Here is a 16164-nt window from a genome sequence, read left to right on the forward strand (position 1 = left end):
TTACTGCAACTACGTAGGTCATTTACCGCCTATACGTTGCAAGTCTTGCAACAAGCGGGCGACGCCGCTTATCGCAGGGTCATGCAACACGATTGGCTTGAAGACGTAGTGGCAGTGCTGGATACCGGCTCCTTCTCGGGGGCGGCGGACCGGCGTTGCGTGAACAGGTCCACCTTCACCCGGCGCATCGCCGCCATCGAGGACCTGCTTGGTGTGGAGCTTTTTGACCGGGGCTCCAAACCCGTTGCCCTGCGGCGCGCGCTGCGCGAGCAGGAGACCCAGATGCGCCGTCTCATGGCAGAGATGCGCTGTCTGCGCGAAACGCTGACGCGGCCCGTGGTGTCGAACACGCGGGCGATTACGGTGGCCTGCCAGACCGATCTGGCGGCCAGTATCGCGCCGCAACTGACCAAGGATCTGGGCAAGCGCGGCTTCGGCCCGGTGCGCCTGATTGCCTGCGACCGCGACGGCGGCCTGCTGGACCTGCTGTCGCAGAAGGCGGACCTGCTGGTGGCCTATGATCAGGCCGGGGCGGATGCCCGCGCCGGGTTCCTTGCGCGTACCATCGGGCAGGAAACCTTCGCCCCCGTCTGCACACCCAGCCACCTGACCCGCCCCGGGTCGCCGCGGGTGATCGAGTACGCGCCGGACACCTTCCTTGCGGGCGCCCTGTACCGCAGCGGCGAACGGCCGAAATCGGTCCCCGTCGCCGAAACCGCCGACGTCCAGACGGCGTACTGCCTTGCCACGCAGGGCATGGGCGTCGCGTGGCTGCCGCTGTCGATGGTCGAGAGCGACCTGCGCGCCGGACGCCTTGTGCAGCACGCGGGCGCGGGCCCGCTGATGGAACTGGACATCCGCCTTTTGCGCCTGAAGGACACCGCCGACCGGGTCGTTCCCGGCGCGTGGGAGGCGCTGGCCGGATAGCACCCGGCCAGCCCCGATCAGCCCGGTGCGCAAAGGGGGCAGAAACGGTTTGACGCCCCTGCCCCGCCGCGTCAGGCTTCGCGCGGGAGGACGTCACGGCACACCACCGAAGGGATCGGTGAAAGTGCCGCCTCCTGCAGGATTCTGAGGAGGACCCCGAACGTGACCACCGGATTTTTCGGGGACGCCGCGCCCCTGACTTTTGACCCCGACGCGACCGGACTGGCCTATCGTCACTATGACCCGGACGAGGTCGTGATGGGCAAGCGACTGGAGGATCACCTGCGGTTCGCTGTCGCCTACTGGCACAGTTTCGCGTGGCCCGGTGGCGACCCATTCGGCGGCCAGACGTTCGACCGGCCGTGGTTTCCGGACACGATGGACGGGGCGCGGCTGAAGGCCGAAGCGGCGTTCGAGATGTTCGATCTGCTGGGCGTGCCGTTCTTCTGTTTCCACGATGCCGACATCCGCCCCGAAGGCGCCAGCTTTGCCGAAAGCCGGAAGAACTTCGAAGAGATCATCGGCATCTTCGAACGCAAGATGGCGACGTCCAAGACGAAGCTTCTGTGGGGCACGGCGAACCTGTTCTCGCACCGCCGCTTCATGTCCGGCGCCGCCACCAACCCCGACCCGGACGTGTTCGCGTGGTCGGCGGCGACGGTGAAAAACTGCATGGATGCGACGCACCGACTGGGCGGACAGAACTATGTGCTGTGGGGCGGACGTGAGGGTTACGAGACCCTGCTGAACACCGACCTGAAGGCCGAGATGGACCATATGGCCCGCTTCCTGTCGATGGTCGTCGATTACAAGCACAAGATCGGCTTCAAGGGCACCATCCTGATCGAGCCGAAGCCGCAAGAGCCGACCAAGCACCAGTACGACTATGACGTGGCGACGGTGTTCGGGTTCCTGCAACGGTATGGGCTGGAGACCGAGGTCAAGCTGAACATCGAGCAGGGCCACGCCATCCTTGCCGGGCACAGCTTCGAGCACGAGATCGCACTGGCCAACGCGCTGGGGGTGTTCGGGTCGATCGACATGAACCGCAACGACTATCAGTCCGGCTGGGACACCGATCAGTTCCCGAACAACGTCCCCGAGGTCGCGCTGGCCTATTACGAGATCCTGCGCGGCGGCGGGTTCAAGACCGGCGGCACCAACTTCGACGCCAAGCTGCGGCGCCAGTCGCTGGACCCCGAGGACCTGCTGGCCGCCCATGCCGGCGCGATGGACGTTTGCGCCCGTGGCCTGAAGGCGGCGGCGCGGATGCTGGAGGACGGCACGCTAGAGACGATGCGCCGCGAGCGGTATGCCGGATGGAAAACGCCCGCCTCGACCGAGCTTTTGTCGTCCGATCTTGCCACCATCGCCGCGAAGGTCGAGGCAGAGGGCATCGATCCGCAGCCGCGTTCGGGCAAGCAGGAAATCCTTGAGAACATCGTCAACCGCTATGTCTGACGGCTAGTCCGCGCCGCCCTCAAGCTGGACCGACGCGGTGATGCCCATGTGGTTCGACCCGTAACCGCTCCATGTGGCGTAGTCGGTGATCGCGACGCCTTCGCTGGCCAGCACATGGTCGATCGGAAGCCCTGCGGCCCCCAGCTTGACCGGCCACGTCGGTTCCGGCCGCCGCCAGTGGCGCAGGTCGTGGCGGTCCTGCATCCGGCGCAACCGGGCGCTCCACGGGGCGGCGTTCAGGTCGCCGACAAGGATGTAGGGCACCTGGTCGCGGCGCAGGATGGCGCGCCAGATGCTGGTTTCGTCGCGCAGGCTCATCGCGATTATCCACGGCTTGATCATGTGTGCCGCGATGACGTCGATCGGTCCCTCGGGGGTTTCGACCCGGATACGGGCCAGCCTCTCGGGGCCCATCGACAGGGGCGCCAGATCGGCGTTGTCCAGCGGCACCTTCGACAGGATCATCAGGTTACAGTCCTCGGGATCGACCCCGTCGCACCCAAGGCGGTGGGGGTAGATATCCGCGACAAGCGGCGGCAGATCCATCGCCGGTTCCGCCTCGGCCAAGACCACCAGATCGGCGCCGCTGGCCCGCAGCCCATCGGCGAAGGCGGGCACGTCCAGTGCGTTGAATTTAAAGACGTTGTGCCACAATACCGTCAGGTCGGCCCGCTCGCCCACCGGGGCGATCCGGGCGCGGTAGTCCACGACGATCAGCACCAGCCCAAGCGCAGCCGCCAACGCGACCCCGGCCGCGATCCAGCGCACCCGCAGCAGGGCAAGCCCCAAGGCAAGCAGCACCGACAGGCCAAGCAGGTGGACGCGCGCGCTGTCGGTCATCCGCGCCAGCGTGCCCAGCAGCGGATCGGCCGAGGGGAAGACATGGCTGAACAGGCCCAGCGCCAGTACGGCGGCGGTGCCGGCCAGCCAGACGCCGATCAGCCTTTCCTTCCAGATCCTTGCCTTGGTCATGCTGCGCGTCCCGTCGGTTTCCGCCTGCACAATTCCAGATTGCCCGGCCCCGCGACAGCCCCGATTTGCGCACCCACCGTGCGCTGGCTTCGGGGCAATTTAACGATGCCTGAACACACTTAGTCCCCGCACCGACGCTGCACGACATTCACCCCCGGTCGAGGGGACAACGCGGGAAACACCAAGCATGGGCCAGCTGAACCCCAACGATCCAAGCCAGATTGCCTATTACCCCTCGACGGTTCCGTTCGCGCGGCTGTCCGTCTACATCGCCGGAACCGACACGCTGGCGCAGCTGTTTCGCGACGCCGACCTGACGGCGATGCTGTCGAACCCTCTGCGGGCCGATGATACCGGCACGTTCGAGCGATGCTTTCTGGTCGACGGCGACTATCGCGTGGTCATCCAGACGCGGAAGGGCGACCCGATCCTGCAGACCGGAGACATCGCGATCCGCAGCGACAGCGGCGACGTCGTGCGCAGCTTCCGGCGTATGTCCGATCTGCTGGCCGACCGTTCTTTGGCATACGACAAGGGAACCGGACGGCAGAAGATCGGTGCAGGCGATCTGGTCGAGGTGAAAGAGGGCGGGTTCGTCTTCGAAGTGACCGACAACGGCGCGCCAGACCCCGACAGCACGACGCAGGGCGGCATCGGCCTGCAGGCCGCGCCGGACGGGGCCAGCCGGATCTCGGTCGCGCAGTTCGGCCCCGCGGCGGACGGCGTGACCGACGACAGCGCGGCGGTGCAGAAGGCCATCGACCGTGCGGCGGCGTCCGGCGGCGGGCTTGTGCTGTTGCCGCCCGGGTCGATGGTGGTGGGCGACCTTACCGTACCGGATGATGTCTGGATCGACGGAACACTGTATTCCTTTTACGAGAACGTCACCGACAACGGGCGCACACGGCTGATCCGCAAGGCCGACGCCGGCGCGATATTTACCGTTGGCAACCGGGTCCGGCTGACCAATTTCGACATGGACGGCAACGGGGCCACCGATGCCGAGGCCGGCAACGGGATCGAGGCCGAGGGGTCCAGCCGGCTGGAACTGCAAGGCGTCAAGCTGCTGGATTTCCACTATGGCATCAACGGCGGTGTCGGGTCGCCGCTGGGCGGGCTCGACATGCGGTTCTGCGTGGTCCGCAACAACAATTGGGGCCTGCGGAACTGCAAGGACAGCTTCCTGCTGCGGTCGACCTTCTCGGCCAACCGCAACCGCGCGCTGTACCTGAACGGCGGGCAGGTGACGGTGCAGACCTGCTTTATCGAGTTCCAGCGGTCCGGTCCCGATCTGGATGAGGCCGCCACCGGCATCTACCTTGGCCGCAACGCCAACGAGATCCTGATCGCCAACTGCACCTTCGACCGGAACGCCGGGAACGACATCTATTTCGAGCGGTCGGGCACGGACAAGCCGCGCCACATCAACGTGTGCGGCAACATCTTCAAGGGTGCCGGTTGGGGCGCCGACCTGACACCCGACGCCCGCCGGTCGATCAACATGCTGGGGTCCACCTGTTCCAGCCTGACCAACAACGTGTTCCAGACCCGGTCGTCGAAGCCTTCGCCGTCCAAGGGGGCCCCGTCCCCGCTGATCGCGGCACATTGCGAGCAGCACGACGGCCTTGTCTGGCAAGGCAACAACGCGACCGGCCTGCTGCCCGTCATGGACCTGCGCGAGCCCGATTTCGCGGACATTTACGAATGGGAACCGTCGGCAAGCGGCACGGACGAATACTATCTGCGCGACAACAACGACTATGGCGACGGGCCCGAGCCCTATATCGACGGGCCCGACGGTGTGTTGCACGATGCGGCAGACCTTGCGGCGGGCACGCTTGGGTCGCTTGCCACCGGGCAGTGGGGTTTCGGCGACAACGACGGGCTGGGGTTCCAGACCGTCTATGTCCGCCTGCCGTCCGGCACGCCGACGATGGCGAGTGATTTGCGGCTGTACTACAACAAGGACAGCGTGCGGTTCGACAACGCCGGCGACGTCGCGACCGATGCCTACCGCAGCGCCCTTGCCCGCGAGACCCTGAGCGCTGGACAGACCAAGACATTCGCCCTGAACCTGCGCGACGCGGCGATGCATTCCAGCACCTACCTTCGGTCGCACGTCAAGCTGGCGCTGAGCCTGCGGCAGGCCACGACGAACGCGGACGCCTATGTCGAGGTGCCGATCCTTTTGCGGCGCGACGGCGGGGCGGCGACGTTGGCCACGATCGGCACCGTGACCACGCATGATGCAGGACTGACGGTGGGGACCAGCGGAACGGATATCGTGCTGACCGTCACCGAGGTGGCGCCGTTCGGGGACGCCCTGACGCTGTCGGTCGAAAACACCGGCGGACATTCCGTGAAGCTTGTGGGTGGGCTGCTGTGGTAACCCGCGCGACCGGGTCACGGTAACGCTTTCTTAAGCATTGCGAACGACAGTTTAACGGGAAACCCGGTGCGCCGTCGTTATTTCAGCATGACTTGAAATGGCAGGGCGCCGCCGCCGTTCGCGAAAGGCCGCGCCCGTGCACACACGGCACCTGCTTCGTACCACGCTGATTGCGGGCCTGCTGAAGCTGGCCGGCATTTTCCTGGCCTTCGTTTTCCTGTTGGTCGCTGCGCGGGCATCGACGGATGCCGAGTACGGCGTATTCGCTGCCGCATTCTCGCTTGCGACAATCCTTGGCTTTGCCTTCACGGGGGGGCAGCACCTTGCCGTGCTTCGGTTCTGGCCTGCGCTGGACGAGGCACAGGGGCGCGGGGTCGCCGATGCCGCGCTGCGCTGGTCGCTGCGCCGCACGGCGCTGGCCTGCGGTCTGGGCAGCGGCGCCCTTGCGCTGATTTGCCTTGCGGCCGCTGGGCTACAGCCTTCGGCCCCGGCCATCTTGCAGGCCCCGCTGGCGCTTGGTGCCATGACCGTCGCCTTCGCCCTGAGCGAAGTCGCCCAAGCCGCGCTGCGGGCGCGGGGATCTGTCGTGCTGGCGCTGTCCGGGCGCGAGATCGGATGGCGGGTGCTGGCGATCGCCGGAATCCTCGGTTTGGGCACGCTCACGGGCGCGACGCTGTTGTGGGTGGCCGCGGCGACGCTGGCCGTGGTTTCGACCGCGCAGCTGGCCGGCCTCGTCTGGACGCTAGCGCCGGACCGGGCGCTGTCCCCCGAGGACCGGCAATCGATGGCGCGGACGTCTGGCTGGCTGTGGGCGGGCGCCACGGCGGGACCGCTGGGCAGTCACTGCGGGACGGTCGTGGTCGCGCTGGCCCTTGGACCGGCTGCGGCGGGCGCCTACTTCGCCGCCGACCGGATCGCCAAGCTGCTGTCCATCGCCCTGATCGCGGTAAATCAGGCGATGGCGCCCGTCCTCTCGCGTGAGTTCGACGCTGGCCGCATCGAGGCGGTCGGACGGCTGATGACGCTGGGCGCCGTGATGGCGGGCGGGATCGCGATCTGCGGCGGCCTTGTCCTTGCTGCGGCGGGGCCGTTCGCGCTTGGCCTGTTCTCGGACAGCTACCGCGCCGCTTTTCCCGCGTTGGCGTTCCTGATCCTCGGGCAGGTCGTGAACACGCTGTGCGGACCCAACGCGATGCTGCTGAACATGGCGGGGCTTGAGAAACAGGGGACGCTGGTGTTGGGCGCGTGGAGCGTGGCGACGCCTGCCCTTGTCGGGCTGGGGGCCACGACCGGCGGGCTGACCGGCGCGGCGGGAGCGGCGGCGGTGGCGATGGCGGGCTGGAACCTGAACGTGCTTTGGATCTGCCATGCGCGGCTGGGCATCTTGCCGTGGTCGACACGGCGACTGCGGGCGGGCTGAACGATGGATGCTGTCGCCCGCAAGATGCTGCCGCAACAGGTCCGGAACCTGATCCGGCCCGAGGTTTATCTTGCCCGTCGCGGCGTCCAGAAGCTGCGGCAGCTCACGGGGCAGTCCGGCCGACTGCCCGACTTCCTGCTGCTGGGCGCACAGAAGGCGGGGACGACCACCCTGTACGACCTGATCATGCGCCACCCCGGCACCGCCCCGGCGCGCACCAAGGAAATCTCGTATTTCGACAGGTTCCATAACTGGGGTGCCGACTGGTACAGGTCCAATTTCCCAAGCGGTCCCGGCCTGACCGGCGAGGCGACGCCGTGCTATCTGTTCGTGCCCGAGGCGGCACGGCGCATCGCGGACACCCTGCCCCAGACGACACGGTTCGTCATCCTGCTGCGCAACCCGGTGGACCGCGCGATCTCGCACTATTTCCACGAGCGCCGCCTTGGCTACGAACGGCTGCCGCTGGCCGAGGCGCTGGAGGCCGAGCCCGCCCGCACCGGACAGGAGGCCGCTGTCCTGCTGGGCCGCCGACACGAGCACCGGACGCAGGGCCAAAGCTTTGCCTACGTCGGGCGGGGGCGCTATGCCGAGCAGCTGGAGCGGTACTTCGCCCTATTCCCGCGCGAGAACTTCCTGATCGAGACCAGCGACAGGTTCTTCGCCGAGCCGCGCGCGGTGCTGGCCGAGGTTCATGCCTTCCTCGGCCTCGCCGACCACGCCCCGCCGCCGGTCCGGCCGCGCAACGTGGGTGTCTATGCGGGCCGCGTTGCGCCAGAGATCACCGCGCATCTGGCCGACACGTTTCGTAACGACAACGCCCGCCTTGCGGACCTGCTGAACGGGCCGCTGCCGTGGTAAGCATCCGCGCCGGAACGCTGGCCTACGGGGCCGTCACGCTGTTGACCTTCCTGCCGCGCACCGCGCTAAGCTATCCCGCCTACAGCCTTGCGCCGCTGGCGCTGGTTCGGGCGCGCGACTGGATCCCGGTGCAGATTCCGCTGCTGCTGTTCCTGACCTGCGCCTTCGCCGTCAACACGCTGACCGCCAATGTCTCGGGGACGGTGGCGGTGCTGGAATACGCGCTGTGCCTTGCCTTCCTGATCGGCGCCTTCGGGGCCGGGCCAGACCGGCGGTGGATCGACCCGACGACGCTGATCCGACTGTTCCAACTGGTGATCGCGGCCACCAGCCTTGTCAGCCTGATCCGCATGGGCTTTCCCTTCAGGCTGCCCTATGTGCATTTCCTGCCCGACTATTACTATGCCACCTTCGGCCTCGGCGGCGCGCGGATCGTCACGCTATTCGGCTTTGCGGGCCTTGTGTGCGAGTTGCGGCAGCGCGGTCTTGGCAGGCGGATGCGGCGCGGATTCCTGCTGCTTGCGGCGATCAACTTTCTGATGCCGAACTACCTGATCGGCATCCTTGCCGGGATCGCCGGTCTGTCCTGCTATGCCTTGCGCCGCCCGGTGAAGGCCGCCGTGGTGCTGGCCCTGCTGCTGGCGCTGATCGGGTCCTACCTGTCGTTCCGTCTTCAGACGGTGTCGACCACCTTCTCCCAGCTGTTCGGGCTGCATCCCAAGGTCTACCAGTTCGTGCTGATCGCCCGCATGTTCGACGACGTACCCCTGACGCTGTGGATCGGCGGCGGCATTGGGCAGTACGGCGGGCAGGCCGCGCTTTGGACAAGCCACCTGACGGCCGAGCTGTCCTCGTTCTCGGTGCCGCAACTGCCGGGGATGTTCACGCCCGAATACCACGAACGCCATTTGCAGGCGGTGATGGCCACCTTCCTTCAAGACATCTGGGCGATCAGTTCCAGTTCCAACAAGCCGTATTCCAGCATCACCGTCCTGTTGGCAGAGTTCGGGCTGCCGTTCACCGCGCTGGTCCTTGGGATGATCACATACCGTTTCGTCATCGCGCCGCGCGACCTGTCGATGGCGGCCTTCGGGTTCTTCGCGCTGACGCTGATGCTGGTGGACCGGGTCCACGACCTGCCGTGGTTCGGTCTGCTGTTGATCGCGGTGAACGGGTTGGCGCGTCCGCAGGCGCGCGCCCTGCCGCGAACGTGGCCCGCGTCCGTCCCGGCCTAAGGCACGGACGCGCGGCTTAGGCCGCTAGCCGGACCCGCGCGCGGGGCTTTGCCATTGGCCGTTCGACCAGCACCACGACCAGCGCAGCCAGCGCTATGACGACCGGCAGGGCGATCACTGAGTAGATCCATTCGCGGTCGGGCCCGATCCCGCCCGCGCCGCCGCACAGCGCGGTCACAAGGACCAGCACCGGCCAGTGCAACAGGAAGATCGGATAGGACAGGTCGCCACAGAAACCGGCCAGACGGGCGGCGCGGCGGTCCCGCGCGCCCGGCCCCGGAACGGGGGCCAGCGACAGCATCAGGGACAGCGCGGCGAAGGGAACGATCAGCAGCACCAGCCAGAAGGCATCCACGATCCACAGCCGGGCCTGCACCTCTGCCAGCGGCAAGCCGCGGACGGCGTACAGGTACAGCGCGATCGGCTCTGGCCAGAAGACGAAGACCGCGAAGACGGCAAGGCTGGCGGCAAAGGCGGGCGCGGCCGACACGGACCGAAGCCGACGGAACAGGGCGGTCCGGTGGTGGTACAGCATCGCGCCGGTCGCGAAGCTGATCGACGGGCTGATGAACGAGAAATAGTGCCGGTCGATGTCGCCCAGCACGCCATAGCCCAGCGCCACCGCCAGCGATGCCCACCACCACGCGGTGCAGATCACCAATGACCGGCCCAGAAGCCCCGCGATCAGCAGGTAGTAGACAAGTTCGACATTCAGGCTCCATGCCACTGGGACCAACAGCGCGTCGGCCTTGCCCGAGGGCGTCAGCGCGCCGAAGATCGCCACCTGCGGCAGCCAGCCCTGCAGGCTGTCCGGCAGGTGCATGTAGGGCGAGATCCGCGCCGCCACATCCGGCGCCTGCAGGATCACCGCGACAGAGAACACCGAGGCCGCGAAATAGGCGGGATAGATCCGCAGCACCCGGTTCAGCAGGAATGCGGCGAAGCCTCGCAGCCCATCCGAATAACGGCCGCAGGTCACGGCCGTTATCAGATATCCCGACACAAGGTAGAAGCTGAACACGGCGTACTTGCCCGTGTTTCCGATGTTCGGGAAGTAATGCGCATAGACGACCAGCAACGCCAGAAACAGACGGAACCAGCCCTGGTACATGCCCTATGTCCCGCGCGAGCCGGTCTGGGTCAGAAGCCGCCAGGCGCTGACCGTGTTGGTGACCAGATAGCGGCGCATCAGCCGGTTGGGTTCCTGCGCCAGCCGGAACAGCCATTCCAGCCCGGTCCGCTGCATCCACAGCGGCGCGCGGGCGGCATCGCCCGTCAGGTAGGAATACAGCCCGCCACAGGTCTTGATGCAGCCGACGCCGTGCAGGCGTCCGCGGTTCGCGTGGCTCCATGTTTCCTGAAGCGGCTTGCCAAGTCCGACCCACAACACGTCCGTTCCCGCCGCGACGATGGATCGGCAGACCTCTGCGTCCTCGTCCCGGCCAAAGTATCCATTGCGCCGCCCGACGATCCGCAGGTCGGGATACAGCGCCAGCATCGCGTGGACGGCGCGGCGGTTCTGATCCTCGGTCCCGCCCAGCACGTAGAAGTTCAGCCCGTGCGCCACCGCGTCCCGCGCCACGTCGTGAAACAGGTCCGTCGTCGCGGACCTTTCCCGGATCGCCTGCGGGGCCAGCAGGCGGGACGCCATCACGACGGACATCCCGTCGGCATGAACCACGTCCGCCGCGCGCATCGCGCGGTCGAAGTCCGGGTTCCGCCCGCGCAGCGCGATGCCCTGCCCGTTGGACGAAAAGACCATCGCCGGCGGGGCCGCCGCCGTTCGTCGTTCAAGACATTGTCCGGTGATCCATGCGGAAAGTTCCTTGCGATCCGCCGTAACGGTTTCATAGCCGCCAACATTGATGCGATCCACTGTCAGTTCCTCGAAACAAGTCACCCCTGACTCCGTCAGCGACCCCAGTTTCGAAGATGAACACTTAATGGTAGGTTAAATTTTTACCTTAATTTCAATATTTTACGTTAATATTTGCTAACGAAATCTAAACGGGTGAATGCGCCCTCACGCGCCTGCCGTTTGGCGCAGGCTGGGCTAGGCGCCGGCGTCGTAATACGCCTTGCCATAGCCGTACCGTCGCATTCCCTTCGGATCGACCTGTGACAGGACCAGTCCCGTGATCCGCAGATGCACCGAAGACAGCATCCGCAGGCCCGCTGTCACCTGCTCTTTCGAGGTCCTGTCCCACTGCACCGAATAGACGATGGCGTCGGCATACCGGCCCAGAACCCGCGCGTCCGGCACCACCAGAACGGGCGGCGTGTCGATGACGACGTAGTCATAGGCATTGCGCGCCGACAGGATGAACCGCCGGAAACTGTCGGACGAAAACATGTCCGCCGCGTTGACCGACGACCGGTCGCCCATCAGCACGTCGATCTCCAGCGCCGGGTCAGAGACCACGGCCTCTGCCAGCGTCAGCGTGCCGGACACCACCTGTACAAGGCTGCCCGGCGCGTCGGCATCGAGGTACTGCGCGAAGGTGCGGCGGCGGATGTCGCCCTCGACCAGCAGCACCTTCTGGCCAAGGCCCGCAAGGTTCTGTGCCAGCGCGATGGACTGTGTCGTCTTGCCTTCGCCAGGGATCGAAGAGGTCGACATGATCACCCGGGGCGGCGTGTCGACGTCGGACAGAAGGACCGAGGTTCGCAGGTTGCGGATCGCCTCTGCCGCGGCGGAGGTCGGCTTGCGCCGCAGATAGTCCAGCACGCCGCGCCGCCGCCGCAACGGCATCCTCGGGATCTGGCCAAGCACGGTATAACCGGTCGCCTGCTCCAGATCGTCGGCGGTGCGAAACCCCCGGTTCAGGTACTGCCGCAGCAGGATGATCCCGACGCCCAGAACGACGCCCAGCAGGGCCGCGACCGCAAGGATCATCGCGCGGCGCGGCGCGACCTCTTCGCCGGGCACGGCAGCGGACAACACCCGGCTGTCGGCCTGCTGAAGCCCGATCTGGATCGAGGTTTCCTTCAGCCGCGCAAGAAAGGTCTGGTACAGCACCCGCGTCGCGTCGGCATCCCGGATCCGCTGCGTCAGGTCCTGTCGCTGCGCATCCTCGGCCTCGATCCGGGCGGTCAGCGTGTCGTGCTCTGCCCGCGCGGCGGCCACGGCTTCGGCCGCGTCGGCATCCGCCTGGCGCAACCGCTCCAGCGCCGCGCGCAGGCGGTCCAGCGCGCCGGTGGTGTCGCCGCTGTCCAGCAGGGCGAACACCTCGGGGTCGCGGGCGAGTTCTGCCGCTGCCCGCAGGTCCCCATCCGCCTGCCGGGCAGAAAACCCATCCGCCGCCTCTTGCGCCACAAGGGCCGCCGTTTCCAGTTCGGCAAGCCGGTCGTAAGCCTCGCGCGCGCGGGCTTTCAGCGCCTCAAGCGAGGCCTCCGGCATAAGAAGCGAGACCGAGCTGAGTTCCAGCACCGCCTCTTCCTTCTGTTTCAGTTCAAGCTCAAGCTCGGTCACCCGCTGCGACAGCCAGTCGACGGCGTATTCCGTGGCCGAGAACTTGGTCGAGATCTGCTGGTCAAGGTAGATCGCCGCCAGCCGGTTCGCGATCAGCGCGGATTTGTGCGGGTCGCCGGTCTTGGCGCGGATGCTGAACACATAGGAATAAGGCTCGACCCGGACGAAGACGACTTCGGCCAGCGCATCGACCGTGTCCAGCAGCACCTCTTGCTCGGTGCGGGGTTCTGCATCCAGCGACGGCAGTCCAAGCCAGCCGCGCACCCGGTCCACCACGCCAACCGCAGACAGCGCCGGTGCGGGTTCCAGCCGCGTGTTGAACTCCGGGTCGGCGGTCAGGTCCAGATCGCGGACCAGCGTTTCCAGCAAGGTGCGCGAGGTCATCACCGACATCTCTGTGTTCAGCGACGCCTCATCCGTACCGCGCCCCGAGATCACGCTTTCAAGGTCGACGACGTTCTGATCCCGCGCTTCCATGACGATGCGGGCCTCGGCGGTGTATTTCGGCACCGCCACGTCCAGAAGATACCACATTGCCAGTCCGACGGTCAGCGCCACGCAGGCCGCGATCAGCCACAGGCCCCGCCACAGGGCCGAGGCAAGGTGACCAAGGTCCACCATCGTATCGGCGGTCGCACCACTGGCGGGAACGATGCCGGGCGACAGGGGACGGACCACCGTGTCCTGCCCCGGCCTTGCCCCCGGCTGACTGACCAATCCGATATCCGCCATCCCTGCCCCGCCACCTGCGAAAAGCCCGGTTGGAAAGCGTTTTCCGCCACGGGCACCTTCGGCCAGAGGACAGGTTAAGGGTTAAATATTGATTAAAAGCCGCAGGATCGGGGTTACCGACGTCGGGCTTTGGTCAGGGATAGAACTGGCACCACGCCGTATAGATCCAACCCCGGAACCGCGCCTCTTGCCCGCCTATCGCACCGTTTTCGACATAGCACCAGCGCCCCTCGCACTTGCGCAGATAGGCGGCGTCGCCGTTGTGAAGGCTGCCGATCTGGGCATAGTTCGTGCCGGGTCCAGCCCGCAGCGCAAGGAACCCGTCGCCGTTGGGGTCTAGCCCCTGCACCAGACAGCCGCTGTCGTTGCTGTAGGGCCCGGGCGGGACATAGATCTGCTGGGCATTCACGGCGGTCGCGAACAGGGCAAGCGCCACGGCGGTTAGTAATCTTGGCATACAAAGAACCTTCTGAAACTGCGCGGGCCGACACTGGCCGCGCCTGACCGGAAGCCTAACAAGAGAACGACCCGGCGTCATTGCCGGATCGGCATGATCCCTTCCACGCCCGGACACCCCGCCCGGATGGCTGCAGCGGAAGACAGGCGTATGGCATCTTCGTTGGTCATGGTGCCATAGTCGCCGGACGTACCGGTGCAGACGCCACGGTATCCGGTCTGTCAGGGAGGCAGCACAGACATGACCTTCATCCGTGTCGAGCACGAGGTGGCCCTGCCCGACGACCTTCGGGTCGCGCGGGCGGAAAGCGCGCCGCACCTTGGGCCGCGCATCCTGTTCTTCAGCGGCGGCAGCGCGCTGAACGGGATTTCGCGGCGGCTGAAGCACTATACCTTCAACTCGATGCACCTGATCACCCCGTTCGACAGCGGCGGCAGTTCGCAGGTTTTGCGCCGGGCGTTCGACATCCCGGCCGTGGGCGACCTGCGTTCGCGCTTGATGGCGCTGGCGGATGAGACGGTGCTTGGTCAGCCCGACGTCTATGATCTGTTCAGCCACCGCCTGCCGAAGGGCGCCGACAACGCCGTGCTGCGGGACGAGGTCGCGCAAATGGTCGATGGCAAGCACCCGCTTCTGACCGCCATCGCCAAGCCGATGCGCCAGTTGATCCGCACCCAGCTTGCCCGGTTCGCCGAAGAGGTCACCGACGACTTCGACTACCGGGGCGCCAGCATCGGCAACCTGATCCTTGCCGGCGGCTATCTTGGCAACGGCCGCGCGCTGGAACCGGTGCTGTTCCTGATGTCGAAGATGGTCGATGTGCGCGGCACGGTCCGCGCCGTCGTGGACGAGAACCTGCAGCTTGGCGTCGACCTGCGGGACGGGCGCAGGATCATCGGCCAGCGCCACATCAGCGGCAAAGAGACGGCGGCGATCGACAGCCCGATCGCCCGCCTGTTCCTGAGCGACGGCGAAACGGAACTGTCCCCCGACGCGGTGCCGCTGCCGGACCGGAACCGCAGCCTGATCGAGCAGGCAGAGGTGATCTGCTATCCGCCCGGCAGCCTGTATTCCAGCGTGGTGGCCAACCTGTTGCCCGCAGGCGTCGGCCGGGCTGTGGCGAAACAGCGGGTGCCGAAGGTGTACCTGCCCAGCCTTGGGCGCGACCCCGAGGCTTTGGGACACGACCTGACCGACCAGATCGCCGCGATCCTTGCGCCGATGCTGCACGACGCAGGCCCGAAGACCGCGCCGCGCGACCTTGTAAGCCATGTCTTGTGCGACACGTCCTTGCCCGCCGAAGACTGTGCGCGGGTCGAGCAGACCCACGGCATCCCCTGTGTGCGCCTGCCGCTCGCCGAAAACGGAAAGGAACGGTACGACGTGGACCGTGTGGCCCGCGTGCTGGTGTCGCTGTGCTGAGCCGAAAGACGGATGGGCCCGCAACGAAAAACGCGGCCGCCGGGGGCGACCGCGTCACATAGCTTGGATGGGGCGTGCCTTAGGCTTCGCGCACCGGCAGGCTTTCCATGTAGGCGGCGACCTCGTCGGTCGGGATCACGTCCGCATACTTGCAGTTCAGGTCGAACAGGTTGATCGCGTGGCTTGCTTCGAACCGGTCGAACGCGGTCTCTTCCGGGATCACGACCTTGAAGTTCAGCGAATACGCATCGACCGTGGTCGCGCGCAGGCAGCCCGAGGTGGTGCAGCCGGTCATGATCAGCGTGTCCACGTCAAGGAAGTTCAGGTGGCTCATGAAGATCGTGCCGAAGAAGGCCGACGGCTTGCGCTTGCCGATCAGGATGTCCTGCGGCTGCGGCGACAGCGGGGCGACGGTCTGGGTCGCGTGGCTGCCCTCGGTCGAGGTCTTCTCGTGCCCACGGTGGCTTTTGCCGACCTGCACGCCGCTGTCGATCATGTCGGGGCGACGCTCGGACACGGTGTAGAACACCGGCAGGTTCTTCTCGCGGGCGATCTTCAGCAGGCGCTCGATGTGCGGCACGGCCTTCCAGCCGGCTTCACCGCAGTGGGTACGGTACTTTTTGACGCCTTCTTCCTGATCCTCGCCCGGCTCGTCGCCGGTGAAGTTGTACTGGACGTCGATGATGAACAGCGCCGGGCGCGTGCCGAACCCGCCGCGTTTGCCATAACCGGCCAACTGGAAGATCCGCTTGTCCTTGTCGGTCAGGAACTTGTCCCAGATACGTTCGCTCATGTGTCTCTCTTTCTTGGTCGGAC

The 16164-nt window shown here is 66.4% G+C and carries 13 protein-coding genes; 7 read left to right on the forward strand and 6 right to left on the reverse strand.

The window, feature by feature from the left end:
- Positions 1–81 precede the first annotated feature (81 nt).
- The gene (locus P1K30_RS09315) at positions 82–927 is read left to right on the forward strand and encodes a LysR family transcriptional regulator (protein ID WP_275632448.1); all 846 of its coding nucleotides are present in this window, start codon (positions 82–84) and stop codon (positions 925–927) included.
- Positions 928–1122: 195 nt separating this feature from the next.
- Positions 1123–2388, forward strand: a complete 1266-nt coding sequence (gene xylA / locus P1K30_RS09320) for a xylose isomerase (RefSeq protein ID WP_275632804.1) — start codon at positions 1123–1125, stop codon at positions 2386–2388.
- 3 nt (positions 2389–2391) lie between these two features.
- Here the strand turns inward: xylA and P1K30_RS09325 are convergent, their stop codons facing one another.
- Positions 2392–3360: an endonuclease/exonuclease/phosphatase family protein gene (locus P1K30_RS09325; protein WP_275632449.1), complete on the reverse strand. Its 969-nt coding sequence runs from the start codon at positions 3358–3360 to the stop codon at positions 2392–2394.
- Positions 3361–3547: 187 nt separating this feature from the next.
- Here P1K30_RS09325 and P1K30_RS09330 point away from each other — a divergent pair, with 187 nt between their 5' ends.
- The 4 genes from P1K30_RS09330 (at position 3548) to P1K30_RS09345 (ending at position 9265) form a co-directional block, all read left to right on the forward strand.
- Complete coding sequence (locus P1K30_RS09330; RefSeq protein WP_275632450.1) at positions 3548–5749, forward strand: right-handed parallel beta-helix repeat-containing protein; 2202 nt, start codon at positions 3548–3550, stop codon at positions 5747–5749.
- A 136-nt stretch (positions 5750–5885) separates the two neighbouring features.
- On the forward strand, positions 5886–7169 hold the full coding sequence (locus P1K30_RS09335; RefSeq protein ID WP_275632451.1) for a lipopolysaccharide biosynthesis protein: 1284 nt from the start codon (positions 5886–5888) through the stop codon (positions 7167–7169).
- 3 nt (positions 7170–7172) lie between these two features.
- On the forward strand, positions 7173–8030 hold the full coding sequence (locus P1K30_RS09340) for a sulfotransferase domain-containing protein (RefSeq protein WP_275632452.1): 858 nt from the start codon (positions 7173–7175) through the stop codon (positions 8028–8030).
- A complete protein-coding gene (locus P1K30_RS09345; RefSeq protein ID WP_275632453.1) occupies positions 8024–9265 on the forward strand; it encodes a hypothetical protein in 1242 nt (413 codons plus the stop codon). The genes P1K30_RS09340 and P1K30_RS09345 overlap by 7 nt, the downstream gene beginning before the upstream one ends.
- Before the next feature lie 16 nt (positions 9266–9281).
- Here the strand turns inward: P1K30_RS09345 and P1K30_RS09350 are convergent, their stop codons facing one another.
- From P1K30_RS09350 to P1K30_RS09365, 4 genes are all read right to left on the reverse strand, one after another.
- Positions 9282–10376 (reverse strand): acyltransferase family protein, encoded by a 1095-nt coding sequence (locus tag P1K30_RS09350; RefSeq protein ID WP_275632454.1) that lies wholly within the window; start codon positions 10374–10376, stop codon positions 9282–9284.
- Positions 10377–10379: 3 nt separating this feature from the next.
- Positions 10380–11141, reverse strand: coding sequence for a WecB/TagA/CpsF family glycosyltransferase (locus P1K30_RS09355; protein ID WP_275632455.1), 762 nt, complete (start codon positions 11139–11141; stop codon positions 10380–10382).
- 177 nt (positions 11142–11318) lie between these two features.
- On the reverse strand, positions 11319–13469 hold the full coding sequence (locus P1K30_RS09360; protein ID WP_275632456.1) for a Wzz/FepE/Etk N-terminal domain-containing protein: 2151 nt from the start codon (positions 13467–13469) through the stop codon (positions 11319–11321).
- Between the two features lie 133 nt (positions 13470–13602).
- Entirely contained in the window at positions 13603–13926 is a 324-nt protein-coding gene (locus P1K30_RS09365; RefSeq protein WP_275632457.1) for an SH3 domain-containing protein, read from the reverse strand.
- Positions 13927–14166: 240 nt separating this feature from the next.
- Between P1K30_RS09365 and P1K30_RS09370 the strand changes: the two genes are divergently transcribed.
- On the forward strand, positions 14167–15348 hold the full coding sequence (locus P1K30_RS09370; RefSeq protein WP_275632458.1) for a GAK system CofD-like protein: 1182 nt from the start codon (positions 14167–14169) through the stop codon (positions 15346–15348).
- A gap of 79 nt (positions 15349–15427) precedes the next feature.
- On the opposite strand, the gene P1K30_RS09375 is transcribed toward P1K30_RS09370, so the two are convergent.
- On the reverse strand, positions 15428–16141 hold the full coding sequence (locus tag P1K30_RS09375; RefSeq protein WP_275632459.1) for an isochorismatase family protein: 714 nt from the start codon (positions 16139–16141) through the stop codon (positions 15428–15430).
- Positions 16142–16164: the final 23 nt, after the last annotated feature.

Origin of the sequence: Psychromarinibacter halotolerans (assembly GCF_029168315.1) — a bacterium.
Classification (GTDB): domain Bacteria; phylum Pseudomonadota; class Alphaproteobacteria; order Rhodobacterales; family Rhodobacteraceae; genus Psychromarinibacter; species Psychromarinibacter halotolerans.

Coding starts and splice junctions, on each gene's coding strand:
- P1K30_RS09315 (WP_275632448.1), top strand. CDS start 82: ATGCAACACGATTGGCTTGAAGACGTAGTGGCAGTGCTGGATACCGGC.
- P1K30_RS09325 (WP_275632449.1), bottom strand. CDS start 3,360: ATGACCAAGGCAAGGATCTGGAAGGAAAGGCTGATCGGCGTCTGGCTG.
- P1K30_RS09330 (WP_275632450.1), top strand. CDS start 3,548: ATGGGCCAGCTGAACCCCAACGATCCAAGCCAGATTGCCTATTACCCC.
- P1K30_RS09340 (WP_275632452.1), top strand. CDS start 7,173: ATGGATGCTGTCGCCCGCAAGATGCTGCCGCAACAGGTCCGGAACCTG.
- P1K30_RS09350 (WP_275632454.1), bottom strand. CDS start 10,376: ATGTACCAGGGCTGGTTCCGTCTGTTTCTGGCGTTGCTGGTCGTCTAT.
- P1K30_RS09360 (WP_275632456.1), bottom strand. CDS start 13,469: ATGGCGGATATCGGATTGGTCAGTCAGCCGGGGGCAAGGCCGGGGCAG.
- P1K30_RS09365 (WP_275632457.1), bottom strand. CDS start 13,926: ATGCCAAGATTACTAACCGCCGTGGCGCTTGCCCTGTTCGCGACCGCC.
- P1K30_RS09370 (WP_275632458.1), top strand. CDS start 14,167: ATGACCTTCATCCGTGTCGAGCACGAGGTGGCCCTGCCCGACGACCTT.
- P1K30_RS09375 (WP_275632459.1), bottom strand. CDS start 16,141: ATGAGCGAACGTATCTGGGACAAGTTCCTGACCGACAAGGACAAGCGG.